The organism is Leisingera sp. CC-HEC096, from assembly GCF_059429235.1.
This window is the reverse complement of the sequence record NZ_JCAIJS010000006.1, coordinates 1-26,628: the sequence shown is the minus strand read 5'-3', so window position 1 is coordinate 26,628 and position 26,628 is coordinate 1. Positions and strand designations below refer to the sequence as shown.

At 66.3% G+C, this 26,628-nt stretch carries 27 protein-coding genes; 6 read left to right on the top strand and 21 right to left on the bottom strand.

Going from position 1 to position 26,628, the window contains the following annotated elements; genetic code table 11:
* From AC5STI_RS20530 to AC5STI_RS20510, 5 genes are all read left to right on the top strand, one after another.
* Positions 1 to 921, top strand: a complete 921-nt coding sequence (locus AC5STI_RS20530; protein ID WP_495448117.1) for a branched-chain amino acid ABC transporter permease — start codon at positions 1 to 3, stop codon at positions 919 to 921.
* The gene (locus AC5STI_RS20525; RefSeq protein WP_495448116.1) at positions 918 to 1,907 is read left to right on the top strand and encodes a branched-chain amino acid ABC transporter permease; all 990 of its coding nucleotides are present in this window, start codon (positions 918 to 920) and stop codon (positions 1,905 to 1,907) included. The genes AC5STI_RS20530 and AC5STI_RS20525 overlap by 4 nt, the downstream gene beginning before the upstream one ends.
* Entirely contained in the window at positions 1,900 to 2,655 is a 756-nt protein-coding gene (locus tag AC5STI_RS20520; protein ID WP_495448115.1) for an ABC transporter ATP-binding protein, read from the top strand. The genes AC5STI_RS20525 and AC5STI_RS20520 overlap by 8 nt, the downstream gene beginning before the upstream one ends.
* Positions 2,652 to 3,341, top strand: coding sequence for an ABC transporter ATP-binding protein (locus AC5STI_RS20515; protein ID WP_495448114.1), 690 nt, complete (start codon positions 2,652 to 2,654; stop codon positions 3,339 to 3,341). The genes AC5STI_RS20520 and AC5STI_RS20515 overlap by 4 nt, the downstream gene beginning before the upstream one ends.
* 213 nt (positions 3,342 to 3,554) lie before the next feature.
* Positions 3,555 to 5,654, top strand: a complete 2,100-nt coding sequence (locus AC5STI_RS20510) for a TonB-dependent siderophore receptor (protein ID WP_495448113.1) — start codon at positions 3,555 to 3,557, stop codon at positions 5,652 to 5,654.
* A gap of 82 nt (positions 5,655 to 5,736) precedes the next feature.
* On the opposite strand, the gene AC5STI_RS20505 is transcribed toward AC5STI_RS20510, so the two are convergent.
* The 13 genes from AC5STI_RS20505 to AC5STI_RS20445 form a co-directional block, all read right to left on the bottom strand.
* Positions 5,737 to 6,579 carry a TonB family protein gene (locus AC5STI_RS20505; RefSeq protein ID WP_495448112.1) on the bottom strand — a complete coding sequence of 281 codons (843 nt, stop codon included), beginning with the start codon at positions 6,577 to 6,579 and terminating at the stop codon, positions 5,737 to 5,739.
* Entirely contained in the window at positions 6,576 to 6,959 is a 384-nt protein-coding gene (locus tag AC5STI_RS20500; protein ID WP_495448111.1) for an ExbD/TolR family protein, read from the bottom strand. Before AC5STI_RS20500 ends, AC5STI_RS20505 begins: the two co-directional genes overlap by 4 nt.
* Positions 6,960 to 6,969: 10 nt before the next feature.
* Positions 6,970 to 7,347, bottom strand: coding sequence for an ExbD/TolR family protein (locus AC5STI_RS20495; RefSeq protein ID WP_495448110.1), 378 nt, complete (start codon positions 7,345 to 7,347; stop codon positions 6,970 to 6,972).
* Positions 7,348 to 7,351: 4 nt separating this feature from the next.
* Positions 7,352 to 8,326 (bottom strand): MotA/TolQ/ExbB proton channel family protein, encoded by a 975-nt coding sequence (locus tag AC5STI_RS20490; RefSeq protein WP_495448109.1) that lies wholly within the window; start codon positions 8,324 to 8,326, stop codon positions 7,352 to 7,354.
* Positions 8,323 to 9,375, bottom strand: a complete 1,053-nt coding sequence (locus tag AC5STI_RS20485) for a siderophore-interacting protein (RefSeq protein WP_495448108.1) — start codon at positions 9,373 to 9,375, stop codon at positions 8,323 to 8,325. Before AC5STI_RS20485 ends, AC5STI_RS20490 begins: the two co-directional genes overlap by 4 nt.
* A gap of 11 nt (positions 9,376 to 9,386) precedes the next feature.
* Positions 9,387 to 10,169: an ABC transporter ATP-binding protein gene (locus AC5STI_RS20480; RefSeq protein ID WP_495448107.1), complete on the bottom strand. Its 783-nt coding sequence runs from the start codon at positions 10,167 to 10,169 to the stop codon at positions 9,387 to 9,389.
* On the bottom strand, positions 10,169 to 11,185 hold the full coding sequence (locus tag AC5STI_RS20475) for a FecCD family ABC transporter permease (RefSeq protein ID WP_495448106.1): 1,017 nt from the start codon (positions 11,183 to 11,185) through the stop codon (positions 10,169 to 10,171). The genes AC5STI_RS20480 and AC5STI_RS20475 overlap by 1 nt, the downstream gene beginning before the upstream one ends.
* Positions 11,182 to 12,213: a FecCD family ABC transporter permease gene (locus AC5STI_RS20470; RefSeq protein ID WP_495448105.1), complete on the bottom strand. Its 1,032-nt coding sequence runs from the start codon at positions 12,211 to 12,213 to the stop codon at positions 11,182 to 11,184. The genes AC5STI_RS20475 and AC5STI_RS20470 overlap by 4 nt, the downstream gene beginning before the upstream one ends.
* Before the next feature lies 1 nt (position 12,214).
* Positions 12,215 to 13,237, bottom strand: a complete 1,023-nt coding sequence (locus tag AC5STI_RS20465) for an ABC transporter substrate-binding protein (protein ID WP_495448104.1) — start codon at positions 13,235 to 13,237, stop codon at positions 12,215 to 12,217.
* 203 nt (positions 13,238 to 13,440) lie between these two features.
* Positions 13,441 to 14,799, bottom strand: a complete 1,359-nt coding sequence (gene lpdA / locus AC5STI_RS20460; RefSeq protein WP_495448103.1) for a dihydrolipoyl dehydrogenase — start codon at positions 14,797 to 14,799, stop codon at positions 13,441 to 13,443.
* Complete coding sequence (locus AC5STI_RS20455; protein ID WP_495448102.1) at positions 14,800 to 16,092, bottom strand: dihydrolipoamide acetyltransferase family protein; 1,293 nt, start codon at positions 16,090 to 16,092, stop codon at positions 14,800 to 14,802.
* Between the two features lie 4 nt (positions 16,093 to 16,096).
* The gene (locus AC5STI_RS20450) at positions 16,097 to 17,110 is read right to left on the bottom strand and encodes an alpha-ketoacid dehydrogenase subunit beta (RefSeq protein WP_495448101.1); all 1,014 of its coding nucleotides are present in this window, start codon (positions 17,108 to 17,110) and stop codon (positions 16,097 to 16,099) included.
* A gap of 1 nt (position 17,111) precedes the next feature.
* Positions 17,112 to 18,347: a 3-methyl-2-oxobutanoate dehydrogenase (2-methylpropanoyl-transferring) subunit alpha gene (locus AC5STI_RS20445; protein ID WP_495448100.1), complete on the bottom strand. Its 1,236-nt coding sequence runs from the start codon at positions 18,345 to 18,347 to the stop codon at positions 17,112 to 17,114.
* A gap of 162 nt (positions 18,348 to 18,509) precedes the next feature.
* Here AC5STI_RS20445 and AC5STI_RS20440 point away from each other — a divergent pair, with 162 nt between their 5' ends.
* Positions 18,510 to 18,974, top strand: coding sequence for an Lrp/AsnC family transcriptional regulator (locus AC5STI_RS20440; RefSeq protein ID WP_495448099.1), 465 nt, complete (start codon positions 18,510 to 18,512; stop codon positions 18,972 to 18,974).
* 22 nt (positions 18,975 to 18,996) lie between these two features.
* Here AC5STI_RS20440 and AC5STI_RS20435 read toward each other — a convergent pair whose 3' ends face one another.
* From AC5STI_RS20435 to cofG, 8 genes are all read right to left on the bottom strand, one after another.
* Positions 18,997 to 19,629 (bottom strand): TetR family transcriptional regulator C-terminal domain-containing protein, encoded by a 633-nt coding sequence (locus tag AC5STI_RS20435; protein WP_421055018.1) that lies wholly within the window; start codon positions 19,627 to 19,629, stop codon positions 18,997 to 18,999.
* Positions 19,630 to 19,854: 225 nt separating this feature from the next.
* Entirely contained in the window at positions 19,855 to 20,856 is a 1,002-nt protein-coding gene (locus AC5STI_RS20430; RefSeq protein WP_421055019.1) for a TIGR03842 family LLM class F420-dependent oxidoreductase, read from the bottom strand.
* 22 nt (positions 20,857 to 20,878) lie between these two features.
* The gene (gene npdG, locus AC5STI_RS20425) at positions 20,879 to 21,547 is read right to left on the bottom strand and encodes an NADPH-dependent F420 reductase (RefSeq protein WP_495448098.1); all 669 of its coding nucleotides are present in this window, start codon (positions 21,545 to 21,547) and stop codon (positions 20,879 to 20,881) included.
* The gene (gene cofE / locus AC5STI_RS20420) at positions 21,544 to 22,317 is read right to left on the bottom strand and encodes a coenzyme F420-0:L-glutamate ligase (protein WP_495448097.1); all 774 of its coding nucleotides are present in this window, start codon (positions 22,315 to 22,317) and stop codon (positions 21,544 to 21,546) included. The genes npdG and cofE overlap by 4 nt, the downstream gene beginning before the upstream one ends.
* Positions 22,314 to 22,973 carry a 2-phospho-L-lactate guanylyltransferase gene (gene cofC, locus AC5STI_RS20415; protein ID WP_495448096.1) on the bottom strand — a complete coding sequence of 220 codons (660 nt, stop codon included), beginning with the start codon at positions 22,971 to 22,973 and terminating at the stop codon, positions 22,314 to 22,316. Before cofC ends, cofE begins: the two co-directional genes overlap by 4 nt.
* Positions 22,970 to 23,935: a 2-phospho-L-lactate transferase gene (gene cofD / locus AC5STI_RS20410; protein WP_495448095.1), complete on the bottom strand. Its 966-nt coding sequence runs from the start codon at positions 23,933 to 23,935 to the stop codon at positions 22,970 to 22,972. The genes cofC and cofD overlap by 4 nt, the downstream gene beginning before the upstream one ends.
* A complete protein-coding gene (gene cofH / locus AC5STI_RS20405) occupies positions 23,932 to 25,206 on the bottom strand; it encodes a 5-amino-6-(D-ribitylamino)uracil--L-tyrosine 4-hydroxyphenyl transferase CofH (protein ID WP_495448094.1) in 1,275 nt (424 codons plus the stop codon). Before cofH ends, cofD begins: the two co-directional genes overlap by 4 nt.
* The gene (gene cofG, locus AC5STI_RS20400) at positions 25,203 to 26,345 is read right to left on the bottom strand and encodes a 7,8-didemethyl-8-hydroxy-5-deazariboflavin synthase CofG (RefSeq protein WP_495448093.1); all 1,143 of its coding nucleotides are present in this window, start codon (positions 26,343 to 26,345) and stop codon (positions 25,203 to 25,205) included. Before cofG ends, cofH begins: the two co-directional genes overlap by 4 nt.
* Between the last annotated feature and the right edge of the window lie 283 nt (positions 26,346 to 26,628).

The window sequence follows — 26,628 nt, the reverse complement described above, 5'->3', positions numbered from 1 at the left end:
ATGACGTATATTCTAGTTCTGGAGCAGATCCTGAATGGGCTCCAGCTCGGGGTGATGCTGTTTCTGATGGCAGCCGGGCTGACGCTGGTGTTCGGGGTGATGGGGCTGATCAACCTCGCCCACGGCTCGCTATATATGGTGGGTGCCTTTGCCGCCGCCGCAGTGGCGGGCTGGACCGGCTCGTTTCTGCTGGCGCTGACCGCGAGCCTCGCCGCCGCGGCCGCCGCCGGGGCGCTGATGGAGCTGGTGGTGATCCGGCGCCTGTACCGGCGCGACCATCTGGACCAGGTGCTGGCGACCTTTGCGCTGATCCTGATTTTCTCTGAAGGCACCCGCTGGCTGTTCGGCTCCTTCCCGCTGTTTCTGGATGTGCCGGCCTATCTGTCGGGGCCCGTGAGCCTGCCGGGGGGGATTGAATACCCGCTCTACCGGCTGACCATCATCCTGATCGGATTGGGCATTGCCGCCGGGCTGTTCCTGCTGATTGCCCGCACCCGCATCGGCATCCAGATCCGCGCAGGCGAGGCCGACCGGGAGATGATTGCGGCATTGGGCGTCGATATTTCCAAGCTTTACACTCTGGTCTTTGCCCTTGGCGCGGCCCTGGCCGGGCTGGCAGGCGCGCTGGTCGGCGCGATCCAGTCGGTGCAGGTCGGCATGGGTGAGCCGGTGCTGATCCTCGCCTTTGTGGTGATCGTCATCGGCGGTATCGGCTCCATCAAGGGTGCGCTGGCCGGTGCGCTGCTGGTGGGGATGACCGATACGCTGGGCGGCGTGTTCCTGCCGCAGCTGTTTGCGCTGTTCCTGGACCCGGCCAGCGCGGCCTCTGCCGGGGCGTCGCTGGCCTCGATGCTGATTTATATCCTGATGGCGGCGATCCTGCTGGTGCGCCCCTCGGGTCTGTACGGGGGGAGCGCATGATGCTGACGCGTGAAAGCCTGCTCAATTGGGCAATGATTGCGGCGCTGCTGATCGTGCCGGTGGCGGCGTGGTCGCTGGATGAGCCCTTTATCATCACTTTGGCGACCAAGGCGGCGATCCTGGCGCTGGCTGGGGTGGGGCTGAACATTGCCCTTGGCCTTGGCGGGCTGATCAGCCTGGGCCATGCGGCGTTTTTCGGGATCGGCGGCTATGCCATGGGCATTCTGGCCGCCCATGCCCAGAATTATGAGCCGCTGTTTGAATGGCCCTTCCTGTTCGAGGGCAGCAACCAGATGCCGTTGATCTGGCTGGTGGCGGTTGTGCTCAGCGCGCTTGCGGCGCTGGTGATCGGGGCGCTGTCCCTGCGCACCTCCGGCGTCTACTTCATCATGATCACCCTCGCCTTTGGCCAGATGCTCTATTACTTCGCGATCAGCTGGAGCGCTTATGGCGGCGAGGACGGGCTGTCGATCTGGGTACGGAATGACTTTCCCGGCCTGAACACGCTGGACCCGATTCAGTTCTTTGCCATCGCTTATGTGATCCTGTGCCTGGCGCTGGTCTTTGCGGCGCGGCTGGCGCGCTCGCCCTTCGGGCTGGCGCTGGCGGCGGCGCGGCAGAATGAGGACCGGGTGCAGGCGGTGGGTCTGACGCCGTTTACCCTGCGGCTAACCGCATTCGTGATTTCCGGCGCCATCACCGGGCTGGCGGGGGCCCTGTTTGCCGATCTGAACCGGTTCGTCAGCCCCACAATGCTCAGCTGGCACACCAGCGGCGAGATCATGATCTTCGTGATCCTCGGCGGGGTGGGGCGTTTGTATGGCCCGGTTGCGGGTGCCGCGCTTTATATCCTGCTGGAGCATCTTCTGGGCGGGATCAGCGATTACTGGCAGATTTTCCTGGGCGTGCTGCTGCTCTTGATCGTGCTGTTTGCCCGCGGTGGGCTGATCGGGGCGCTGGCAGGACGGGAGAAGGCGCATGGCTGATGCGGTTCTGAAAACCAAGGGCCTTTGCAAAAGCTTTGGCGCGTTGCGGGCGAGCAAGGATGTCTCGCTGGACCTGCGGCCCGGGGAAATCCACGCGCTGATCGGTCCCAATGGCGCGGGTAAATCCACCCTGATCAAGCAGATCGCGGGCAATATCGCGCCAGACAGCGGCTCAGTGGAGCTGCTGGGCCGGGATGTCACCGCGCTTGACACCGTGGCGCGGGCGCGGATGGGCCTGGGGCGGACGTTCCAGATCTCGGCGCTGGCGATGGAATACACGGTTTTGCAGAACGCGGTGCTGGGGGCGCTGGGGGGCCGGGGCCGGCCGTTTCATTTCTTCCGCAACGTGATGAAGGACCCGGAGCTGCTGGAGCAGGCGCGCGACGCGCTGGAACGGGTGGGGCTGACACAGGACGCCAGCCGCCGCACCGCCGACCTGTCGCACGGCCAGCGCCGCCAGCTGGAGGTGGCGGTGGCGCTAACGCTGAAACCCAGGCTGTTCCTGATGGATGAGCCGATGGCCGGCCTGGGTGCTGCTGGGTCCAAGGCGCTGACTGGCTTCCTGGATGGCTTGCGGCAGGAGGCGCCGATCCTCTTGGTGGAACATGACATGGACGCGGTTTTTGCCCTGGCGGACCGGATCAGCGTGCTTGTCTATGGTCAGATCATCGCCACCGGCACCGCCGGCGACATCCGCGCCAATGCCGAGGTGCGCCGCGCCTATCTGGGAGAGGAGGACGCCGCATGAGCCTGCTGACTTTACACGGCGTCGAGGCCTCATACGGCCCGGCGCAGGCCTTGTTCGGGGTCGATCTGGAGATCGGCGAGGGCGAGGTGGTGGCGCTGATGGGCCGCAACGGCATGGGCAAATCCACCACCATCAAGACCATTTGCGGGATGCTGGGACCCTCCAAGGGGGAGCTGCGGTTTGACGGGCATGACCTGCGCCAGCTGCCGTCCTACAAGATCGCGCGGCTGGGCGTTGGGCTGGTGCCCGAGGGGCGGCGCTGCTTTGCGCCGCTCACGGTGGAGGAGAACCTGATTGCCGCCGCCCGGCCCGGGCCCTGGGACATGAAGAAGGTCGCAGAGCTGTTCCCGCGGCTGGAGGAGCGGCGGAGCCAGACTGCGGGGTCTTTGTCGGGCGGCGAGCAGCAGATGCTGACCATAGGCCGCGCCCTGATGACCAATCCGCGGCTGTTGATCCTGGATGAGGCGACCGAAGGCCTGGCGCCGGTGGTGCGGCAGGAGATCTGGGCCGCGATCGGGCGGCTCAAGCGGGAAGCGGGGCTGGCCATTCTGGTGGTGGACAAGTCGCTGAAGGAGCTGTCGGCCGTCGCAGACCGCGCAGTGATCCTCAACAAGGGCAGCAACGCCTGGGGCGGCGGCATCAGTGAGTTGCCGCCAGAGGTGGCGGACCGGTACCTGGGAGTGTGACCCTATACCCGGCCAAACGCGCCGCAGGGGCGCAAAAGGTGATGCATTTTTGCAAGTTTTGAGAACGACGGGCTGCCGTTTCCGGCAGCCCGCGGGCGTTTCGCCCGGCGGGGGCTGATTGGCCCTTGACCCTTCGCGGGAACCTTACTAGCCCGCAGTCACCCAGCAATACGTCAGGCAGAAACTTCAACCGCAAAATAGCGGAGATGGGACATGATTCTGCGACGTACTGCTGCGTCAGCTTGCGCCCTGCTGGCAGCCATGCCGGCATTGGCCGAAGTTGTCGAGCTTGAACAAATCAACGTAAACCAGCAAAGCGGCGAGGGCTTTTTTGGCGAAAGTGTTTCGCTGGAGACCGGCACCATTGCCAAGACCGGCGACCCGATTGCGGAAACGCCGCGGTCGGTGACGGTCGTGACCGCCCAGGAGATCGCCGCGCGCGGCGCCCGTAATGTGGAGGAAGCACTGCAATACTCTGCGGGTATCGTCGGCGGCCAGTGGGGGCTGGACAACCGCGCCGACTGGTATCTGGTGCGGGGCTTCCGGGCCAGCACGCTGCATGACGGGCTGCCCGCCCGCTATGGCTTCTACAATGACACCAAACCTGAGCCCTTCCTGCTGAACAGCGTCGAAGTGCTGAAAGGGCCGGCCTCCGGCCTTTACGGCAGCGGCTCGGTTGGCGGGGTGGTGAACACCGCCTCGAAAACTGCGGCGCAGGATTCCGAGAACCTGCTGCAACTGCAGGCGGGGTCGCATGATCGCAAGCAGATTGCCGCGGACGTGAGCGGCGATTTGAACGCAAGCGGCACCCTGCGCTATCGCTTCGTCGGCGTGCTACGGGACTCCGAAACCCAGGTAGATCATTCGCAGGACGATGTGCTGGCGCTGGCACCGTCCATCACCTGGCGGCCGAATGAGGATACCGAGCTGACGGTGCTGGCCAACTACCAGGAAAACGAGGGCAGCCCGCTGATCCAGTTCGCCTCGATCTATGGTACGCTGCTGCCCGCGACGGGGTTCGGCAATGGCGATTTCCTCCCCAACAGCGTCTTTGTCGGCGAGCCGGGGTTTGACCGGTTCGACAGCGAACAGCGCGCCATCACCGCGATGTTCAAGCACCGCTTCAACCCGGTCTGGAGCCTCAACGCCAACGCGCGCTATCTGGAAGCCGAGGCCCTGTACCAGCACGCCTGGTGGGCTTTCGACAACACCGGTACGGGCCGTTACAATCCGGACGGCACCATCAACCGCACGTTCTACCGCGCGGAAAACAAGCTGAAGACCTGGGCGATCGATGCCTATGCCACCGCCGAATACGCGTTTGGCGGCTTTGACATGCGGACCTTTGCCGGGGTGAGCTACACCCGCGGGCATTATGACAGCGATACCGGTTACGGCGCCCAGGTCGGCCCCATCGACCCGTTCAACCCTGTCTATGCGGGCTACCCGTCGATCACTGTCGCTGACACGCCCGGCACTTCGATCACTGAGGCGGGCGCCTATGTGCAGCATCGCGCCACCTATGACGGCCGGCTCTTCATCGACCTCGGTCTGCGGTATGGCGACATCGAAACCGGGGCGAGCAATGGCAGCTTTGGTGCGACGAGCATAGCCGCCAAGGACAGCGAGTGGACCGGCAATGCCGCGGTGATGTACCGGTTCGGCAATGGTCTGGCCCCCTACATCAGCTATGCCGAAAGCTTCCGCCAGGATGCGATCGGCACTGATGTGAATGGGACCCCGTTTGAGCCGACCCGGGGCGAGCAGGTTGAAATCGGTGTGAAATACCAGCCGCTTGGCACCGATACGCTGCTGACGGCGGCGGTGTTCGACCTGACCAAGTCCAATCTGACGGTGGCCGATCCGGGCAATCCCGGCTTTCAGGTGCAAACGGGGGAAGCTTCTGCCAAGGGTTTGGAGCTGGAGGCGTACCACCGGTTCGGCGACCTGACAGTCGATGCCGCCTATACCTATCTCGACACCGAGGATGCCGAGGGCGACTACATTGCCCAGGTGCCTAAGAACGCGGCGTCGCTGTGGCTGAATTACGAGCCGCAGGAGGGCAGGCTGCAGGGCTGGGCGTTCGGCGCCGGGGTCCGCTACAACGGCGAGGCCTGGGGCGGATCCAGCACCTACCTGACGCCGTCCTACACCCTGTATGACGCCGCGGTCTCTTATGGCCAGGACAACTGGCTGGTGTCGCTGAACGTGCGCAACCTGAGCGACGAGCGGTATGTCACCACCTGTTCGGGCGGCGCCTGCTACTTTGGCGACGGGCGCAATGTGGCGCTGACGCTGACCTCGAAATTCTGAGCCGCCTCGCCGCGGATCAGGAACAGGAAAAGGCCCGCGCAGTCAGCGCGGGCCTTTTTGCGGGCCAGACCCGCATCCGGGCCTATTTAGAGAAGCTCATTGGCAGGGTGAAGGTGAGCTGGCTGAGGTTGAGTTTCTTGGGGGCGGAGGGGAACTTTCCGGCCCGGGCGACCGCCTGCAGCGCCGCCTGGTCAAACACGGCGCTGCCGGAGGATTTGGCAATCCGGTACTCAAGCAGCTGGCCGGTGCGGGAGACGGTGATCCGCACTACCGCCCGGCCGCTGCCGCTGGCGCCGGAGGGGTAGCGTTTGCGGCGTTCGATGCGGCTGCGGATTTTGGCGCCCCAGACCGCTTTCAGCTTGGCCTGCTGCCCCGCCTGGGCGGTGGCCGCGGCAGAGCTGCCCGCCTGCCCGGCCTGTGCGCCGCCGCCAGACCCGGCGGCGCGCTGCCCGGCCCGGCTGGCTGTGGTCTGCTCTGCCTTGCGCGCCTGCTGCGGTTCGCGCGCGCGTTTGGGCCTCGGGCGCGGCTGCGGCTCGGGTTTTGCCTCTGGCCCAGGCTTTTGCTCAGGCGGCGGCGGGGGCGGCGCGGTGTCCACCTCCAGCGCCTCAGCTGGGGCGGGCCGCGCCAGCGCAATCTTCGCGGCCACGCGCGGCGCTTGGGCCAATTCGAATTGCGGCACCGCGGGCGCCGCGGGGACGGCCAGTGGCTGTGTCGGGAGTGGCTCCAGCTGCGGCACGGTCTGCGGCGGCCGCTGCCAGGCTTCCACCATTTCGGCAACGGTGGCATCGGCGGCCTGGACAGAGACCAGCGCATCGCCGCCCGCACCGCTCGACTGGGCGCCGTAGCGGGGCGCGGTGGCAAACAGCGCGACATGGATCAGCGTGGCGATCCCGGCAAATACGGTGAGTTCAGCGGCGCGCTTCATTGCGGGCGCACCACAAGTTCGGCCCGGCTGAGCCCGGCTGCCGCCAGCTGCCGGAGGATCCGCGCCAGTGCTGCGGCCTCCAGCCCGGCATCGGCCCGCAGCTGCACCGCGGCACTGTCCGCGCTGGCCGCGGCCAGCCGGGCGATTGCCGCCTCACCCGCGGCGCCGTCAAAGTGCATTTGGCCTTCCGCATCGATGTACAGCACGGCCTGCGCCTTGGCCTCGGTGTCAAACGCGGCCTCGGGCGGGGTGACCTCGAAGGGCTCGGGCTGGGCCAGGCGGGAGGTCATCAGGAAGAAGATCAGCAGCAGAAACACCACGTTTATCATCGGCACGATGGATTCGGCCCGCGGGCGGCGGGGGGGATCGGTCAGGTCCATGCGCGTCTCCTCATTCCACCAGCACGAAATTGGTGAAGCCCGCCTGCCGCAGCAGCGCGGTCACATCGGTGATGCGCTGCAGATCGGCCTTGCCGCGTCCGCGCAGCACCAGCATGTCGCCGGGCGTTTGCATCAGCGGCGCCAGCGCCTGGGCCAAGTTGCTGTCCGCCACCGGCACGCCGTTGATATCAAGGTTGTTCGGGCCGATGCCGATCAGCCGCGGCGGGCCGGTGTAAGTGCCGCCCTGGCCGGCCAGCGGCAGGTCCAGCACCGCTTCCATGCCAAAGCGCGAGGCCAGCATGAAGAACACCAAGAGCAGGAACACCACGTCGATCATCGGCGTCAGGCTCGGCTTGCGCCGGGGTTTCGAGGGTGGAGCCAGCAGCATCGCGTCACTCAGCCGCCAGTTTCAGTTCAGCAGGTGCCGTCGCCACGAACAGCCGGGTAGCGCTGTCCTCGATGTCGCGGCGGATGCGGCTGATCACCGCCTCGAACCAGGTGAGCGCGGCGGAGGCCGGGATCGCCACGGCCATGCCTGCGGCAGTGGTCAGCAGCGCCTCCCAAATGCCGCCCGCCAGCAGCGCCGGATCGGCGCGCGAGCCTGCCGCCTGCAGCGCCTGGAAGGCGGCGATCATGCCCAGAACGGTGCCCAGCAGGCCCAGGAGCGGCGCGATGGTGGCAATCAGCTCCAGCGCGCCGAGGCCGGTGGCGGCGCTGCCCAGGTGCAGCTTGGCCACCCGGGCGGTTTCCTCGCGGGCGCGGTCCTCTGGCAGGGCGGAGAGGGCGGTCAGGGCGGTGGCAACCACCCTGGAGCGGATGCCGATACGGCCCTTGACGATGGCCAGTGCAGCGCCGGTGTCGCCGCGTTCAAAGGCCTCCACCGCGCGGCCTGCCTTGCCGCGCGACCAGGCGCCGATCAGCGCCAGCCGCCAGATCTTCCACAGGATCAGCGCCAGCGTGATCACCGAGAGCGCCGCAATCGCCCAGATTGACGGACCGCCTTCGCGCAGGAATTTCAACGCCTTGGCAGAGGCTTCGCGGGCGGTTTGCGCCAGTTCCTGCTGCCTGGTGAGCGGTTCGGCGGGCGGCAGCGGCTCTGCCGCCAGCGCAGCTTCGGCGGGTTCGGATAGGGTTGCATCGGCACCGGACGGGGCCGCAGGAGCTGCGGGCTCCGGCTCAGCGGGCGCTTTGGTCTCCGGAATTTCCAGTTCGGGTGCAGCAGGGGCTTCCGGCTGCGCTGGGGCCGGGGCCTCGGCGGCAATCTGCGGTACCGGTGCGGCGGTCGGGTCCTGTGCTGCAGCCGGGGCTGCAAGCAGCGGGGCGGTCAGAAACACTGCGGCAAGGGCCGCCTGGGCGCGTTTGGTCATGATTGGCTCCAATAAGCGGCGATATAGCTTGTTCCGGGGGCGGGTTTGTCCTGCTGAAGGGCCGCGCGCAGGCGCTGCACTTCGGCCTTTTCGCACGCAAACCACAGGTAGTGGCCGGGTGCGTGTTTGCGCGCGGCCAGCGCGCGGTCCGCCAGGCTATGCCCGCCATCGCGGCGCAGCCAGGTCAGCGCAACACCCGTGGGCGCTGTCACCGGATAGCCGCAGTCCTTGCCTTCGGTGCTGAGCAGAACGGCTTCGCCCTTGGTGTCCCGCGGCAGGTTCTCAAGGATGCGGGCTGCGGCGGGCAGAGCGGTTTCGTCGGCATAGAGCAGGATTTTCGAGGTTGCCGGAATGCCGCCGCCGCCAGGCCCGGCGATGGCCAGCCGGTCCCCCGGGGCCGCCTGGCGCGCCCAGTCGGTGGCGCGGCCCCCGTCGTGCAGGAAGATATCGAATTCCATCAGCCCGGCCTCATGGCAGATCCGGCGGGTGGTGTAGACCGGGCGGTGCAGCGCTGTCTCCCCTTTCGGCCAGACGGTCGCACCGGTCTCCGAGAGCCGGGGCCATTCCGGCGCGATAGAGCCTGCGGGCGGAAGCAGAAGGCGGAAGTGGATGGCATCGTCCTGGAAACCGGCGAGATCCGGGGATTTGACCTGCACCCGCAGGAAGGCGCGGCCGACGGGAGTCACCGATTGAACCGTCGTGAAATGGACGTTCGGCGGCAGCGTGCCAGCCCCGGCGGTGTCCGGCCAGTGCAGGGCGCCGGAGGCGCCGGGCTGGATCTCGTCCAGATGCAAGGCGATGCCTTCCTTCAGCATGTGCAGCCGGTCCGGCATGGCCGCCGAAACGCCGATTGCCGTGCCGCCGTCCCGGGCGGCAAAGCGGTAGTGGCCGAAGCCTGCGATCTCCACCGTTACAGCAGCGGCGCTGTTTTCGATCACTGGCAGCTCATGCTCCTGCGCCATCGCAACGACGGCCTGGTGGACGGCGGCAAATGGCAGCTCCGGCAGTTCGGCGTTTGCTTGCAGCGGGAAGACGGGGTTGATGGTCATCGCAGCCTCTTTCATTCGGGGATGACATGCGGGGTGCCATGGACCGGATCGGCGATGATCCGGCAGGGCAGCGCAAAGACGGATTGCAGGACGGCTTCCGTGACCACCTCTGACGGTGCGCCCTGGCAGAACACCCGCCCGTCCTTGAGCGCGATCATGTGGCTGGCAAAACGGGCGGCCAGGTTGATGTCGTGCAGCACCATGGCCACGGTGCGGCCGGTCTCGCGGTTGAGCCGTTGCACCAGCTTCAGAAGTTCGATCTGGTGCGGCAGGTCCAGGTAGGTGGTCGGTTCGTCCAGCAGCAGGATGCCGGTTTCCTGCGCCAGTGCCATGGCGATCCAGGCCCGCTGGCGCTGCCCGCCGGAGAGCGCCTCCAGCGGCCTGTGCGCGTTGCCGGTCATTTTGGTGAGGTCCAGCGCCCGGGCGACCGCCTCCGCGTCCTGCCGCGACCATTGCCGCAGCGCCGACTGATAGGGGGTGCGGCCGCGTGCCACCAGGTCGCGCACGGTCAGCCCGTCGGGTGCGGAGGGGGTTTGCGGCAGGATCGCCAGGCGCCGGGCAACCGAGCGGCTGCCCTGCCGGTGGATCGCCTTGCCGTCCAGCACTGCCTGGCCGCTGCCAGCCGGCTGCAGCCGGGCCAGGGTTCGCAGCAGGGTGGATTTGCCGCAGGCATTGGGGCCGACAATTGCGGTCAGCTCGCCATCGGGAATGGCGGCCGTGAGCCTGTCCAGCACTGGCGTGCCGGCATAGCCGGCCGAGAGATCCTCGGCCCGCAGGCGGGCGGTGTCAGACATCAGAGTGTTCCTTTCCGGAAATGCGACAGCAGCAGCCACAGCAGCACCGGGGCGCCGATGAGCGCGGTGAAGACACCGGCGGGCAGCTGCACCCCCGGCACCAGGCGGGCGGCGGTGTCGGCGGCCAGGGTCATCAGGGCGCCGGCCGCGGCGGCGGCCAGCAGCGCGGGCTTGCCGCCGGGGATCAGGCGGCGGGCAATCGGGCCGGCCGCAAAGGCGACAAAGGGCAGCGGGCCTGCGGCGGTCACTGCAAACGCGGTTAGCAGAATGCCGGCACCGGTAACCGCCAGCCGCAGTCCGGAGACCGGCAGCCCCAGACCCGTTGCGATGCCGTCATCCATTGCCAGCCGGGCCAGCGGGAAATGCAGCCACCACAGCACCGGCGCCAGCAGCGCCAGCCCGGCCCAGACTCTCGCAGCGTCCGCCCAGCTGCGGCTGTGCAGCGAACCGGTAAGCCAGCTGAGCAGGTCGGAGGCGGTTTGCGGGTCGATGCGGCTGATCAGCAGGTCGGCGGCGGCAGTCAGCGCCAGGCTGGCGCCGATGCCGGTCAGGATGAGGCGGCCCGGCGTCAGCCCGTCCTTCCAGGCCAGCAGAATGACCACAAACGCGGCCAGTGTTGCCCCGGCAAGTGCGCCGGGCAGCATCATGCCGCCGGTCAGGATCACCGCCGCCAGCGCGCCGCAGCTTGCGCCGGCGTTGAAGCCGATAACATCCGGCGAGGCGAGCGGATTGCGCATCATCGTCTGGAACATGGCTCCGGCCAGGCCGAATGCTGCGCCGGCACCAAGCGATGCGGCGATGCGGGGCAGCCTGTGATCCAGCAGGATCATCTGCTCGATGTTGGTGCCCTGGCCGAGCAGCACCGAGGCCATCTGGCTGCTGCTAATAGGGTAGTTGCCGGTCTGCACCGCCAGCAGGGCGGCGGCCAGCAGCAACGCTAGAAGGCAGAGCCCAGCCAGCAGCGACCGGTGTGATATCTGTACCGACAACGAAGCCAAGCGGAGAGTCCAGGTCATAGGCTGCGCACTCCGTTTCGGCGGACCATCCAGATCAGCACCGGCCCGCCGATCAGCGCGGTCATCACCCCTGCCTGCATGTTGCCGCCGAACAGCGGCAGACGCCCGGTCAGATCGGCCGCGATAAGCAGCAGCGGCCCAAACACCGCGGAGAAGGCCAGCGTCCAGCGCATGTCCGGCCCCGCGGCCCAGCGGGCCAGATGGGGCACGATCAGCCCGGCAAAGGCGATCGGCCCGGCCATCGCCACGGTGGCACCGCACAGAAGCACAATGGCAGTCCCTGCCGTGGCCCGTGCGAGCCCGGTGCGCACACCCAGACCACTGGCAGTGTCCTCGCCCAGCAGCAGCGCGTTCAGCCCGGCGGCCGCCACAGCGGCAAGCCCTGCGCCCAGGGTCAGGAAGGGCAGCAGCGTATAGAGGGTGGACGGCAGAATGCCGTCAAACCCGCCCAGAACCCAGAACCGGTAAACATCCAGGGTTTGCGAGCTGACCAGCAGCAGCGACCGGGTGAGAGCAAGGATCAGGGCGCTGAGAGCCGCGCCCGCCAGCACCAGCCGCAGCGGGTTGGCGCGGCTTCCGCCGCCCAGCAGGAACACCGCAACCGAGGCCGCCAGCGCGCCACCAAGCGCCACCCAGACAAAGGCTGCCGGATCGGTGATGCCGAAGCCCAGGATGCAGATCACCACGCCGAGCGCGGCACCGCCGTTGATGCCCAGCAGGCCCGGATCGGCGAGGGGGTTGCGGGTCATGCCCTGGATCAGCGCGCCGGACAAGCCAAGCGCCGCGCCTGCAAGCAGCGCTCCGGCCAGCCGCGGCAGGCGCATTTCGCGGATCACGATTTGGCTGGCATCGTTCGGATCAAAAGCTGTCAGTGCCCGCCAGACTATGTCCCAGCTGGCGGGCCGGAAGCCAAAGCGCAGCGCAGCCGCCGACAGGAGCGCCAGCCCCAGCAGGGAGGCAGCAAACCGCAGGCCGCGCAGGCTGGCGGCGGGGCGGACCGGGGAAACGTCGATTGATGAAACGGACATGTCACAAGCCCTCCGGCAGCAGCCCGGCCTCGGCCATACTGGACACGGGTGTGGACGGGTCGCCATCCAGTGCAGCCTCCAGCAGCGGCACCAGCTGGTCGAGCGCCGCGTCCAGGCTCAAGGGGCTCGAGTGAGACAGCGCCGAAGACAGAAGGCGTCCGGCATAGATCTCCCGCCCCTCGCGGTAGGCGCGCAGGGTATGGCGCAGCGGCAGGCGCTTGAGCCGCGCAGCGGAGCCTCCGGCGTCGATCCAGATCAGGGCATCGGTGTCGATGGGAGAGAGATCCTCATCGGGGAGCAAGGCATAGTAGCCGTTCGCAGGGGCGAACGGATTGGCCACCTCCGGCACGGTGAACCCCAGGGCGGCCAGGAACTGGCCGCGGATGTCATTTGCGGAATAGGCGCCGGTCCGGGTGGCCGAGACCATGACGGCGCTTGCGCCCTGCCACTCTGGGTGCGCCGCGCGGATGGCGGCAAAACGGCCCTCGATCCGGGAGATGATCCGGTCGGCCTTGGCAGCGTTTCCGGTTGCCGTGCCCAGGGTTCGCAGCATGACCTGCCAGGGCGAGCCGTAGCTGCCGTAGGCGGCCTTCGGCGGGATGGTGGGCGCGATCTGCGACAGCAGCTCATATTCGCGTTCGGTCATGCCGGACCATTGGCCGGTGATCAGGTCCGGCTCCAGGGCGGCGATCCGCTCGATGTCGATTTGCCCTTGCAGGACGATGGGTTCTGCGTCTCCCAGAGCCTCCTGCGCCCAGGGCCAAACGCCATGCGGATGGTTACCGAACCACTTGCGCAGCGCGTGGGGCTTTTCCCCCAAGGCCAGCAGGAAGTCATGGCCGATGTAGCTGAGCGAAACGATGCGCTGCGGCTTGGTCGGCACAACCGTGGTGCCATAGCGGTGTTCGATAACCGCCGGGAACGGTTCTGCCGCACTGGCCGCGGGGGCAAACACGGTTGCGGTCAGCAGCAGTAAGGCACCCAGCCGGGCGCGTACCTTTGGAAATAACAGAGCCAGCTTCACAATTCACTCCAGCCTGCGGCGCGGGCAGGAACTGCGCCGGGATGTTGATCCGTTGATGGCTGGACTGTGTGCCGCGCAAATGGCGCGGAGCGTCTCGCTGAAAGGCGCCCGTCAGGGTGCGCCCGGACGCTTAAATAACCTTAGTTCTTTTGTCAAGTTATGTGGCCGCCCGAGCCGCATTAGAACCGGGCGGCCTGCTGGCCTCAGATGTGCAGCGCGTGACCCAGCGCACGCAGGCAGGCCTCCTGAAGGCCTTCCGACTGGGTCGGGTGGGCGTGAATGGTCGCCGCGATGTCCTCAAGGCAGGCGCCCATCTCGATGGCGAGCGAAAACGCCGCCGACAGTTCGGAGACACCGGCCCCGACCGCCTGCAGCCCCAGCACCGCCTGATCCGCATCGCGCCAGACAACGCGGATGAAACCATCCTCGCGCTCAGTCGTCATGGCGCGACCATTGGCGGCAAAGGGGAACTCGGCGCTGCTGCTGCCCTCGATCTCGCCGGGCAGGGCGCCGCAGGTGACAATCTCGGGGTCGGTGAAGCAGACCGCCGGAATCGCGCGCTTGTCCCATTCGACCGCGTGGCCCGCGACGTGTTCCGCCACCATCTCGCCCTGGGCCATGGCCCGGTGCGCCAGCATCGGCTCACCGGTGACGTCGCCGATGGCGTAGATGCCGCGCATCGAGGTCTGGCAGGTCTTGTCGATGCGGATGTAGGGGCCGTTCAGGGTCAGCGCCAGCTCGTCAACGCCGATGCCTTCGGTGCGCGGGCGGCGGCCGACGGTGACCAAGACTTTCTCTGCCTGGATCTCGCCCTGGCTGGTGGTCAGAACGCCATCTGCGTAAGCCTCGGCCCTGGCGCCGGTCATCACTTCAATGCCCAGCGTGTCCAGCCGCTTGGCAACCGGCCGGGTGAGGGCCTGATCATACAGCGGCAGGATGCGGTCTTCGGCCTCCACCACGGTGACCTTGCTGCCGAGCTTGGCAAAGGCCGTGCCCAGCTCCAGCCCGATATAGCCCGCGCCGACCACGGCAAGGGTTTCCGGAACCTGTTGCAGCGCCAGCGCCTCGGTCGAGGACAGAATATCGCCGCCGAAGGGCAGCGAGGGCAGCTCGACCGGGGCGGAGCCGGAGGCGATCACGATGCGTTCGGCGCGGATCTGGGTGGTCTCGTCACCGCGTTTGACCGCCACGGTCTTGCCATCCAGGAATCGCGCGCGGCCCTCGACCACGCGAACGCCTGCCTTGCGCATCAGGCCGCTCACACCGCCGGTCAGACGCTTCACGATACCGTCCTTCCAGGCGACCGTCTGGCTCAGGTCGATTTCCGGCTTGCCCGCCGTGATGCCAAGCGGCCCTTCGGCTGCGTGGGTCATCTTGTGGAACTCGTCCGCGGCGTGGATCAGCGCCTTGGAGGGGATGCAGCCCACGTTGAGGCAGGTGCCGCCGGGGTTGGCTTCGTCCACCACGATGGTGTCGACCCCCAGCTGGCCGGCGCGGATGGCGCAGACATAGCCGCCGGGGCCCGCGCCGATGATCAGTAATTTGCACTTCAGATCAGTCATTCAGCCCTCGACAAACAGCATGGCCGGATTTTCCAGCAGGGATTTCAGTTTCTGCACGAAGACCGCCGCGTCCCAGCCGTCGATCACCCGGTGATCGAAGGAGCAGGAGATGTTCATCATCTTGCGCGGCCGGAATTGCTGGCCGTCCCAGACCGGGCGGATCTGCATCTTATTGACGCCTACAATCGCCACCTCCGGGTGGTTGATGATCGGCGTGGTGGCAATGGCGCCAAGCGGCCCCAGCGAGGTGATGGTGATGGTGCCGCCGGTCAGCTCCTCGCGCTTGATCGAGCCATCGCGGGCGGCGTCGGCCAGTCGGGCCAACTCGCCTGCGTTGTCCCACAGGCTGTTGGCCTCGGCGTGGTGCAGCACCGGCACGTTCAGCCCTTGCGGGGTTTGCGTGGCGACCCCGATATGGACGCCGCCGTGGCGGTAGATCACGCCTTCCTCGTCATCGTAACGTGCGTTCAGCCCGGGCTGTTCGCGCACCGCCTCGACGATGGCGCGCATCAGGAAGGGCAGGAGGGTCAGCTTGGGGCGGCTGCCCTCATGCTTCTTGTTGAGCGCGGCACGCAAGTCCTCCAGCGCGCCCATCTCCACCTCTTCGACGATGGTGATATGCGGGATGTGGCGTTTGGACAGGGCCATCTTCTCGGCGATCTTGCGGCGCATGCCGATGACGCGCTGTTCTTCGACGCCGGTGTTGCGGCCGCGGGTGACGCTGCCCTGACGGATGCCGCCGGATTCGATCCAGCTGTCCAGATCCTCGTGGCTGATGCGCCCGCCGGGGCCGGTGCCGGGGACATGGCGCAGGTCGACGCCTTCGGAGCGCGCCCGGGCCCGCACCGAGGGCGCGGCCAGCGGTTTGCTGCCTTCGGGCCGCGGCAGGCGATGGCCGGGTTTCTTGGCGGCCGGCGCGGGTGCGGGAGTAGGTACCGGAGGCTCCTTCGCCCCAGCGTCCGCATCCGTTTCGGTTTCCGGCTCGGGCTGCGCCGACGGGGCGGCGGGTTTGGCCGCTTCCTGGGCCGAACCCGGGGCCTCGTTGCCCTCGCCTTCGATCTCGATCCGGACCAGCACGGAGCCGATCGCCATCATCTGGCCGATCTCGCCGCCCAGTTCCAGCACTTTGCCGGAGACCGCCGAGGGCACCTCAACCGCGGCCTTGTCGGTCATCACTGCCGCCAGAATATCGTCCTCGCGCACGATATCACCGGGCTTGACGTGCCACTCCGTCAGCTCCGCCTCGGCAATGCCTTCCCCCACATCGGGAAGACGCATGGCAAACACACCCATCCGGTCAGCCCTCCATCACTTTTTTCAATGCCTCGCCGACACGGGCGGGGCCGGGGAAATACTCCCATTCCTGCGCATGCGGATAGGGCGTGTCCCAGCCGGTGACGCGGATGATCGGCGCCTCCAGGTGGTAGAAGCAGTTCTCCTGCACCAGGCTCATCAGTTCGGCACCGAAGCCGGAAGTGCGCGTCGCCTCATGCACGATCACGCAGCGGCCGGTCTTTTCCACCGAAGCCTGGATTGTCTCGAGATCAAGCGGCAGCAGCGTGCGCAGGTCGATCACCTCGGCGTCGACGCCGGTCGCCTCAGCCGCGGCCTCGGCCACATAGACCATGGTGCCATAGGTCAGAACGGTGACATCCGCGCCCTCGCGGGTGATGCTGGCCTTGCCCAGAGGCACGATCTCCGCGCCCTCCGGCACCTCGCCCTTGGGGTGGTTTTTCCAGCTGGTGACCGGGCGGTCGTGGTAGCCGTCAAACGGCCCGTTATAAAGCCGCTTGGGCTCCAGAAAGATCACCGGATCCGGGTCCTCGATGGCGGCCAGCAGCAGCCCCTTGGCGTCGCGCGGGTTGGAGGGCACCACCACCTTCAACCCGGACACATGCGTAAACAGCGCCTCCGGGCTCTGGCTGTGGGTCTGGCCGCCGAAGATGCCGCCGCCGGTGGGCATGCGGATCACCAGCGGGCAGGTGAAATCGGCGTTGGAGCGGTGGCGCAGACGCGCCGCCTCCGAGACGATCTGGTCATAGGCGGGATAAACGTAGTCGGCGAACTGGATCTCGATCACCGGCTTCAGCCCATAGGCGGCCATGCCGATAGCGGTGCCGACAATGCCGGATTCGTTGATCGGCGCGTCAAAGCAGCGTGATTTCCCGTATTTCTGCTGCAACCCCGCGGTACAGCGGAAGACGCCGCCGAAAAACCCCACATCCTCGCCAAACACGACGACGCGGTCATCTGCCGCCATCGCGACGTCATGGGCCTCGCGGATGGCCTCGATCATGGTCATGCTGGCCATCTCAGTACCCCGCCTCCTGGCGCTGCCGGATCAGATGCGGCGGCATGGTTTCGTAAACGCCCTCGAACATGTCGCGCGGGCTGGGGGTCTTGCCGCCGCCCAATGTGCCGATCGCCTCGGCCTGCTTCTGGGTGGCGATGACCTCGTCCAGGATTTGCGCTTCGGCCTGCTTGTGCCGCTCGTCGCTCCATTCGCCGATGGTGATGAGGTGCTTCTTCAGCCGCTCGATCGGGTCGCCCAGCGGCCAGGCCGCGGCCTCGCGCTTGGAGCGGTAGGCGGAGGGGTCGTCGCTGGTGGAATGGCCGCCTGCGCGGTAGGTGACATGTTCGATCAGCGTCGGCCCGTGCCCGCGCCGCGCCCGCTCGCAGGCCCATTTCGCAACGGCGTGCACGGCCAGGTAGTCGTTGCCGTCCACCCGGATCGACGCGATGCCAAAGCCGTGGCCGCGGGCGGCAAAGGTGCCAACACCGCCGCGGGCGATGCCCTGGAAGGTCGAGATCGCCCATTGGTTGTTGACGATGTTCAAGACCACCGGCGCCTTGTAGGTGGAGGCAAAAACCATGGCGGCGTGGAAATCGCTTTCAGCCGTGGAGCCGTCGCCGATCCAGCCGGTGGCGATTTTGGTGTCGCCGGAAATCGCCGAGGCCATCGCCCAGCCGACCGATTGCACGAACTGGGTGCCAAGGTTGCCGGAGATTGAGAAGAAACCGTGCTCCTTGGAGGAGTACATAATTGGCAGCTGGCGCCCGTGCAGCGGGTCGTCGGCGTTGGAATAGATCTGGTTCATCATGGTCAGCATCGGATAGCCGCCCGCGATCAGCAGCCCGGCCTGGCGGTAGGTCGGAAAGTTCATGTCGCCCGGCCGCAGCGCCCGGGAAAAGGCGCAGGACACCGCCTCTTCACCCAGGTGCTGCATGTAGAAACTGGTCTTGCCCTGGCGCTGCGCGTTCATCATCCGCGCGTCAAACGTGCGCAGGGTCAGCATGTGCCGCAGGCCTTCGCGCAGCTCATCCGCGCTCATTGCGCCGGCCCAGTCGCCCACCGCCTCGCCGTCCTTGTTCAAAACCCGGACGATGGAAAATGCCATGTCGCGGATCGAGTCGGGATCCACGTCAACCGGCGGGCGTTTGACTTCACCGGCGCGCGGGATTTCAAAGTCCGAGAAATCAGGCGTGTCGCCCGGACGGCAGCCCGGTTCCGGCACGTTCAGCGATAGCGGCGGAAAATCATCACTCATGCGGTACCTCTTTGTTCTGAGCGCCTGCAGACAGCGCGCGCATGCAGGCGCGCTGCGCTGTGCCTGTCTCCCCAGCTTAGCAAAACCGCATGGTTGAAAAATAACGAATATGGGGGTAGTGAAGCGAAAATCAGAGAAAAAACACTCGGAAAAACAAAATTTATGGTGGTTTTCGCTACAGATTCGGTTGATCGGGAGATACTTCGCGCGCTGCGTGACGAGGGGCGGATTCCCTTGGTGCAGCTGGCGGCCCGAGTCGGTCTTTCCCAGACGCCCTGCAAACGGCGCCTGCAGCGGCTGGAGGAAAGCGGCCTGATTTCCGGCTACAACGCCCGCATTGACCGCAAGGTCGCGGGGTTTGGCATCACTGCCTTTGTTTCGGTGGAACTGGAACGCCAGGACGCGGACGAAATTGCCAGTTTTCAGAAGAAGATTGCACGGTTCGAGGAAGTGGTGACCGGAACGCTGATGACCGGCGCGCAGGATTTCCTGCTGGAAATCGTGGTGGAAAGCCTGGAGGAGTTCGAGGCCTTCCTGCAGACCAAACTGCTGCGCATTCCGGGCATCCGGGTGGTGCGGTCCCGCTTTGCGCTGCGCAAATTCATCGACCGGGCGCGGATTCCGTGACCGCCGGGGCCGGCAGGGGGCTTCAGCCGGCCTCTACCGTCAGCAGCTTGCGGTACATCTCCAGCAGAAAGACCTCGGCTTCGGCATAGCGGTCCTGTGCCTTGGCGGGGGCGATTTCCTCGATCTGCACGTCGAAATCGGCGTAGTGCTGCGTGGTGGCCCAGATCGAATACAGCAGATGATGCGGATCGACGGTCGCAATCCGGCCGTCGCGCATCCAGTCCTCCAGCACCGTGATCTTGGTGTTGTAGAGCTCTTTCAGCGGGCCGAAGATCTCGCTGCGCGATTGCGGCAGGCCGCTCAGGATCTCATTGGCGAAGAACTTGCTTTCCTTGGGGAAATTCCGCGAAATTTCCAGCTTGCGGCGGATGTACTGGCAGATTTCGTCAATCGGGTCGCCATGCGGGCTCAGCATGTTCAGCGGCGCCATCCACAGCTGCAGGGTGCGGGCCAGCAGCTCCTGCCGGATCGCGTCCTTGCTTTCGAAGTAATAGAGCAGGTTGGGCGTGGTCAGCCCGGCGTTCTTGGCAATCAGGTTGATCGACGCGCCGGAGGATCCGTGCTGGGCAAAAACCTCGAGCGCGGATGCCAGGATCTGTTCGGTCTTCTTCCGCTGAATCCGGGTCTTCGGCTTTTCAGCTGCCATGCGCGCCATGTAAATTCCGCCACTTATAAAAATGTCTATCTGGCGTCCTATTGGCACAAGTCAAAGCCTGTTGCCAGCGATAGCGCGCAGAGGGCCGGTTCAAATCAATGTGCTGGTGCGGGAGAACCGCCCCGTGGGCAAAGGAGCGGGCAGCAAGAGCCGCCCGCCAATAGGCACCGTCCGCGGGGAGATTTGTCCGGACGGTGCCGTTTCCGGGCCGGGGCCCGGCGCAGTTCAGCGGAACGCCGGGATGATCTTCTCGGCGTAGTCGGCGATGATTTTCTCTTCGTCACCGCTGTCGAGGTAGATGTTGAACTGGGTGGTGCCGGCCGCTTCGAGATCGCGGATCTTGGCGATATGCTCGTCCGGGGTGCCCAGCACGCAGAAGCTCTTGACGATGTCTTCGGTGATGAAGTCCAGGTACGGGTTATCGCTCTGGCCGTGCTTGGAGTAGTCGTAGCCCTTGCGGTTCTTGATGTAGTCGGTCAGGCTGGTCGGGACGTGATCGCCGTCGGTGCCGTATTTCTCAACGATATCAGCGACATGGTTGCCGACCATGGCGGGGAACCACTTGGTCTTCTCGATACCTTCCTCGATCGGGCCGGTATGCGCCGGAGCAGCGGCCATCACGCGGTAGTTCGACATGTCGCGGCCTTCGGCTTCGCCGCCGGCCTTGGCCTGATCCGCCAGCCATTTGATGATCTTGGGTTCGGCAATCTGAAGGACGACACCATCGCCGACCTTGCCGGCCGAGGCCAGGGCCTTGGGACCGTAGGCGCCGATCCAGACCGGCAGCTCATACCCTTGGGCCCAGGGGAATTTCACCGGCTCGGGGCATTCGCCGTACTGCACTTCCTCGCCGCGGATCAGCGACTTCACCACATGGGTGAATTCTTCCATCCGCTTGATGGTCGAGGGCTTCTTGCCCATCACGCGCACGGCGCTGTCGCCGCGGCCCAGGCCGATGTCGAAACGGCCGCCGGACTGTTTTGCCAGCGAGCCGAACAGCGAGGCCGCAACCGACCACTCGCGCGAGTTCGGGTTGGTCACCAACGGGCCGAAGCGCATCTTCTTGGTGTGTTCCATGCACATCGCCATGGCGACGAAGCTTTCGCGCCACAGGATGTGGCTGTCGTAGAACCAGCAGTAGGTGAAACCTGCGTTTTCCGCCTGGCGGACCAGCGCGCGGGCGCGTTCGGGCTCAACGAAGCCCTTGAAGCAAATACCGAATTCCATGTGTTTTCTCCCTGTTGGAATCTTAGTGTTCGGGGGCCCAGATGCGGATGCCCGCATGGGTGAAGGGCACCGCCTTGGAAATGTTCTGGCGGATCAGGATCGGGGTGATCGCCTCGATGCAGCGGGCGGCCTCGGCGTCGCCGGCGTTGTAGGCCTGGACATCCAGCGCTCCGACCAGCTCGATCACCTTTTTGCGGGCGGGCAGGCTGTTGCCGCAGACCAGGATGTCGCAGTTGATCGGCCAATCCAGGTTGTTCAGCGTGGTGGCCGAGACGTTGTGCAGCGCGCCGATCACCGGGATTTCGTCGCCCAAGAGCGCCTGGGCGGCTTCGGTGGCGGAGCCTTCGGGCGGCATCTCTACTTTCTTGGGGTCGCCTTCCTTCAGCGGCACCACGATGTCGACCAGGATCTTGCCCGCCAGGCCCGGCTTCAGCGCCTCCAGCGTGGCGTTATGGGCCGAAAACGGCACCGCGAGGATGACCATTTCGTCCGCCGCCGCGGTGGCGCCTGCGTTGTCCAGCCCTTCGATCGGCGCAGCGCCTTCCGGCAGCTTTGCCATCAGGTCTGCCGCGATGCCGGCGCTGCGCTCGCCATCGCGCGAGCCCAGTGCCACGGCGATCCCTGCGCGGGCAAAGCGCAGCGCCAGCCCCTGGCCCTGCGGTCCGGTGCCGCCAATGATTGCGATCTTCATCTGAACATATCCTCCTGTTTTTTCCTGAGTATGTCGGCGCCGCGGCTGTCGGCGGGCTGCCAGTCGAGCCCGCGCAGCAGCACCGCCGGTGTTTTTCCGTTCTTGCGCACCACCAGCCCGGAGGCGGCAGAGATTTCATCGGCCAGCGCCGGTTCGGTCACTTGCAGCGGCCGCCCCCAGGCGTCGAGGTTGCCCTGCTCCTGGATGGTGGCCGGGACCTTGCTCAGCCCGATGGCCACGTTGATCTGGCCCAGCCGCCAGGGGCGGCCGAAGGTGTCGGTCATCACCACGCCGATCTGCGCCCCGAACCGTGCAGCCAGCGCTTCGCGCAGGCGGTTGCAGCTGGCGTCGGGATCGCGCGGCAGCACCATTGCCGCGTCTTCCTCGCCGAAATTCGATTCATCCACCGCGGCGTTGGCGGAGATGAACCCCAGCCGGTGCTCGCAGATCATCGTGCCGGTGTTCTGGTCCGGGCGGCGGAAGGCGCGCACCACGCGGGTGCTTTCGCGCAGGACGATCTCCACCTTGCGGGGGTCCTTGTTCAGTTCCTCGCCGTATTTTATGGCTTCCGCCGAGGGCGTGATCGAGGCCAGCGGGATGATGCAATCCTCGGCCTTGGAGAACACCTTTTGCGCAATGCACAGGATATCGCCGTCCTGCAGGCCGAGCCCGGCCTGCTCCAGGCAATCGCCCAGGATGGCCCCCAGATCGTCGCCGTTCCTGATATCCGGCACGCCGGGCACGGCGGTGAGGGAGACGGACAAGCTCATCGCACGCCCTCCCGCATCAGCGCCTGCGGGTCCTGCGCCAGCAGGCAGCTGAGGTCCTCGGCCGTGTCGACATCGACACGCAGGCTGTCCAGCGGCAGCACCACCGGGCACAGGCCCGCGGTCTCTGCCGCTTGCCGGTGGGCGATCAGCGATTTCTGCCCGTAAGCAAAGGCAAACGGGCAGGGCAGCGGCACCAGAAGCGCGTTGGTGCCGAGGTCGGTGGCCGGGCACAGCACCGTGCTGTTACCGTCCAGCGGAAAGGCCAGGAGCTGCGCCAGGTCGTCCGGGGACGGGTCGGCAAGATCACCCGGCAGAACGCAGAGCGCCTCATACCCTTGGGCAGCGGCCCAATCCGCAGCCGCCTCCACGGCCAGTGACAGCGTGCCGGGGTCCTTGTCGTCGATACAGATCAGACCGGCCTGCCGCGCGATGCGCGCAATCACCGGGCTGTTGGACACCACGGCAATATCGGCGGCGCCTTCGGGCAGCACGGCAACAGCCTCTTGCAGCCGCGCAATGGTGGAGCGGAACAGGCCGCGGGCCAGCGCTTCGCGTTCCTGCGGCGCAAGCGCGGTGGCCAGCCGGGTTTTTGCCCTGGACGGGTCCTTCATCGGGATCACCGCCAGCCGCCTGCCGGAGTTTGCTGCCGCGCTCATGCCGCGCTCTCCCGGCCAGCGGGGGCGAGGGCCAGGTCCACCACCTCGCGCGCGAGGCGGGCCTTGTCGTCCTGGTTCTTCATCAGAATATCACTGCAGACCGGCGCCAGCCCGATTGCGCGGATTTCGCCCGCCAGTCCGGCATCGGTGTGGTCGGTCACCAGTGTGTCCGCCAGCCCTCGGTAGCGCGCGGCCACGCCGGCCGCATCGGCCCGTTCGCCAAGCGCGGCCATCATCCGGTCGGCCGGGCCCTTGACCACCTTGCCGGCGATGAAGGGGCTGACAGCGATCTTCTGTGCGCGCGCTGCCCGAAGCGCCGCGGTGATGCCGGGCACACCGAGTATCGGGGCGATGCTGACCAGCGGGTTGGACGGGGCAATCACGATCAGATCCGCCTGCCGGATCGCCGCCAGCGCCTCTGGCGCGGGGCGGGCCTGTTCCAGCCCGTCAAATTCAAGCGCCCGCACCTCCGGCGCGCAGCGTTCGCGCACGAAATATTCCTGGAAGCTCAGCCAGCCCGCATCGGTGCGCACCCGTGTTTGCACCTTATTATCCGTCGGCAGCAGGATGTCCGCCTGAACGCCAAAGGCGCGCGCCACATCGCGGGCGATCTCGCTGGGCCGGTCGCCGCGCAGGCGGCGCATTGTGCGGTAGATGTGCAGGCCAAAGTCGCGGTCGCCCAGCGACATCCAGGTGTCCGCGCCCAGCTTGTTCAGCGTCGCGAGCGCCCGGTAGCCCTCATCCGCCACGCCCCAGCCTTGGTTGCGGTCGATCACATCGGCGAGGCTGTAAGTCAGGGTGTCGATATCGGGGGAGACCCACAGCCCGTGGAAGTCATCGTCATCCGCCACGTTGCCGATGATCGACAGTTCCACGTCCGGCAATGCCGCCAGGCCCTCGGCCATCTTGGCACCGCCGACGCCGCCCGCCAGCAGGGTGACCCTATGCTTTTGCGCGCTCATTCTGCCGCCTCCAGCTTGGGCCCGCGTTCGGGGAACATTTCCAGAAACGCCAGCGGGTCGCGGCCCTTGCGGTCGACCAGCGGTGCCAGTTCCTCCGGGTCGTGGCGGTCATAGACCTCGCGGATCTCGTAGATGGTGTTGCGCCGCACCGGCACCCGGCCCGCGGCGCGGATGATCTGCGCCAGTTCGCGGGCGGTGATCTCCTGCCCGTGGGCGGAGCCTGCCGCGCGCGAGATGCTTTCGTTCATCAGCGTGCCGCCGAGGTCATTCACCCCGCGCGACAGCATCTCTTGCGCCCGCGCCGCGCCCAGCTTGGTCCAGCTCACCTGGATATTGTCGATCCAGCCGTGCAGCATGATGCGCGACACCGCGTGCATCAGGTCCACCTCCAGCGCGGTGGGGCCGGGGCGCACCTTATCCGGGTTCTGCGACCACAGGGGCGATTCCGTGTGCACAAAGGACAGCGGCACCAGCTCGGTAAAGCCGCCGGTGTCCTTTTGGATGTCGCGCAGCAGCCGGATATGCGCGGCCCAATGCTCGGGCCCGTCGATATGGCCGTACATGATGGTAGCGGTCGTCGGGATGCCAACCTCATGCGCGGCGCGGATGATCTCCACCCATCTCTCGGCGCTCAGCTTGTTCTTGGTGAGCTGCATCCGCACTTCGGTATCCAGGATCTCCGCCGCGGTGCCGGGCATCGAGCCGAGGCCCGCCTCCTTCAGATCCGCCAGGAAGTCGTGGTAGGACATCTTGGTCTTGGAGGCGCCATACCAGATCTCGAAGGGCGAGAGGGCGTGGATATGCATGTCCGGCAGCGCCGCCTTGATGGCGCGCACGATGTCCCGGTAGTAGGTGCCTTCCATCTTGGGGTGCAGCCCGCCCTGGATGCAGACCTCGGTGGCGCCGCGGTCCCAGGCCTGCTGCGCGCGCTCGACGATCTGTTCAGGCTCCAGCCACTCGGCGTCCTTGTCCTCGCTGCGCTTGGCAAAGCCGCAGAACCGGCAGCCCATGTAGCAGATGTTGGTGAAGTTGATGTTGCGGTTCACCACAAAGGAAACGCGCTCGCCATTGGCGCGGCGGCGCAGCGTGTCCGCCACGGCATAGACCGCTTCGGCGTCAGCGCCGGTGGCGCGGAACAGCTCGACGCCCTCAGCCTCAGACACCTCGCCGCCCTCCAGCGCCATCTCCAGGATGGCGCGGACCGGAGCGGAGGCGGCGCCGACGGCAGCCGGGACCGTGGTGAAATTCTCGGCGGGGTGCTGAAGGGTCATGCTGTTTCTCCGATGTGGCGCTGGTCGCGGGCGAGGCCGTTTTCCTGGGCCATGCCGGCCGCACGGGCCAGCACGCCGGGGTTGATGAAGCCGCTGTCCCCGGTCAGGTAGCGGGGGTAGACGGTGAGCCGTTCGCGCAGTTCGAACCCGGCCCCGGTGCAGGAACTTGCCAGCGCCCGGATCTCCGGCCATTCGTGCTGCGGGTTGATGAAGTCGATGGTCACCGGCGAGATGCCGCCCCAGTCGTTGATGCCCGCTTCCAGGTAGGCGATATGGCGGGCGCTGAGGTTCGGCGGTGCCTGCAGGCTGATCTCCGGCGCCAGGATGATGCGCGCCGCCGCGATGGTGCGCAGCATGTCCTCCAGCGCCGGTTCCGGGTGGTTTGCCATCTCGATGTCCGGTTTGCGTTGGAAGTTCTGGATGATCACTTCCTGGATATGGCCGTGGCGGGCGTGGGCATCGTTGATCGCGTGCAGCGCTTCGATGCGCTCGGCAAATGTCTCGCCGATCCCGATCAGCAGGCCGGTGGTAAAGGGCACCTGTTTCTGGCCCGCGCGTTCCAGCGTGCGCAGCCGCTGCACCGGCACCTTGTCGGGGCAGGCATAATGCGGCTGGCCCTTGCGGGTCAGGCGGCGGCTGACGGTTTCCAGCATCATCCCCATCGAAGCGGAGACCGGGCGCAGCACGTCGATCTCGTCATCGGTAAGGGTGCCCGCGTTCACATGCGGCAGCAGGCTGGTCTCTGCCAGCACCAGCTCGCACATGTCGCGCAGGTAATCGGTCAGGCGGGAATAGCCCAGCTTTTCCAGACCTTTGCGGGCTTTCTCATAGCGCAGCTCCGGCTTCTCGCCGAGGCTGAAGAGGAGTTCCTTGCAGCCCTCGCGCTCGCCTTTTTGCGCCGTGGCCAGCACCTGCTCCGGCGTCATGATATTGGCTTCCGGCGAATCCGGATTCTTGACGAAGGTGCAGTAGCCGCAGGTGTCGCGGCACATGTTGGTCAAGGGCACGAAGGCCTTGCGCGAATAGGTGACCGTGCGGCCCCAGTGGGCGTCGCGGATCCCGGCGGCGCGCTGCATCAGAGCGCGCAGATCACCGGCCTCCGCCCAGGCAGTGCCTGTGCTGAGCAATTGGGTGTTCATGGATTCCTCCCTGTCCTCCTCAGACTGTGAAGGAGGGCCGCGGCTGTCAAATATTTTTTTATCTGTAAGTCAAAAAAAATTCTGCATAGACTGAAATCGCCTATCTAAAAGGCTGTTTTTAAACTGCTAAAAATATAGCCTGATAAAAATATTGACTACTAAGTAAAACACTCGAATACTTTCTCTCAATCGACGCGGCCCGTCTCTTAGGCGGTGCCAGCGCAAAGGGAGGACATCAGAGTGCTTATTGGAACGCCAAGGGAATTGGCGGCTGGAGAGTCGC